Genomic DNA, 1149 nt, shown 5'->3' with positions numbered 1-1149 from the left:
AGGAATCCTTTCCTTCACCTACAGGGGTATAGGACCTAATCCATTTATATATCGTTACTTCAGATACACCATATTCGCTACTTAATTTTTTTACTGGAGTTCCAGAATTGTAGAGTTCCACTATTGTTTGTTTAAAATCTTCAGTATATTTTTTTGCTACACCTTTTCTTTTCATATAGGACACATCCTCTCAAAATTATTGTATTAGACTTAACTAAGGTGTGTCCACAAAACTATACTAACTCCAATGTTTATAGCCTTTTTACCACTTATATATTTGCTGATTATTGGATTTTTTATATACTTTGCTATAAAAATACTACATTTCATAAACAAAAAAAATAAACATGATGAAGAACTAAATATTAAACTGGAAAAATTTTTGAATAAGTTAGAAAAAGATCATATTCAATAGTATTAAATTTATTGATTAATCCAAAGTACCTTCATATAACAAAATATTCACGCTGCGGGCTAACGCCCTTGGTCGCAGGAAGAATATGAAGCAACAATCAAAGAAGTTGATTCGCTTTTGCTAAGAAGCAAAATCAGCGACACACCCTTTCGCTAACCAAGCCGGCATTCCCGAGCCTAAGATAGGAGTTATCTAAGACTCGGAAACGCCTGTAAGCTCAAGGGCGTCGTGAATACGGAACGTTATCAGAAATCATATGCAAAAATCAAATATATGTAGAAAAATAATTTACATCCTATTATATTTTTACTCAGTTAATTTTTCTACATCTCTATGTATAAATTCGGTAACAAATGTACCTGATGGACCCATTTCTAATGTTATGGTATCAAGTCCATAAGGTGGAACAGCTGATTTCCAAGAATGAACTAAAATTTTCATTTTAAATTTATATCCACCTTCTATAAGGCGTTCTATTTTTATAATTTTAATCAATAGCGTTGCATAAAAGTTATAGTGGTTAGTTCACACAATATTCTGAACAATATTTTCCTAAACTTCGACCAAAGAACCAGTAACCAACTAAAGGTGATCACTGTCCATTTGGCAATTATTACTATTTGATTTAATTATTCACAAAAAAACAAAACAACTTACAATAACTATTTTTATCCTGGTGCTTTAACCATTAACTTTATCCAATTATCGTATGGCTTCCAAAGTAAAATTCGTAA

Annotated in this window: 2 protein-coding genes; both read right to left on the bottom strand. The window is 31.0% G+C overall.

Features of this window, described 5'->3' with window-relative positions; translation table 11 throughout:
• The coding region (locus BHF71_RS10545) for a transposase (RefSeq protein ID WP_084024127.1) at positions 1-175 on the bottom strand (175 nt) is incomplete at its 3' end.
• Between the two features lie 546 nt (positions 176-721).
• A complete protein-coding gene (locus BHF71_RS11985) occupies positions 722-910 on the bottom strand; it encodes a DUF3888 domain-containing protein (RefSeq protein WP_141705389.1) in 189 nt (62 codons plus the stop codon).
• Positions 911-1149: the final 239 nt, after the last annotated feature.

Source organism: Vulcanibacillus modesticaldus (assembly GCF_001730235.1).
Classification (GTDB): domain Bacteria; phylum Bacillota; class Bacilli; order Tepidibacillales; family Tepidibacillaceae; genus Vulcanibacillus; species Vulcanibacillus modesticaldus.
The sequence above is the reverse complement of the archived record's forward strand: the minus strand, read 5'-3'. Positions and strand labels throughout refer to the sequence as shown.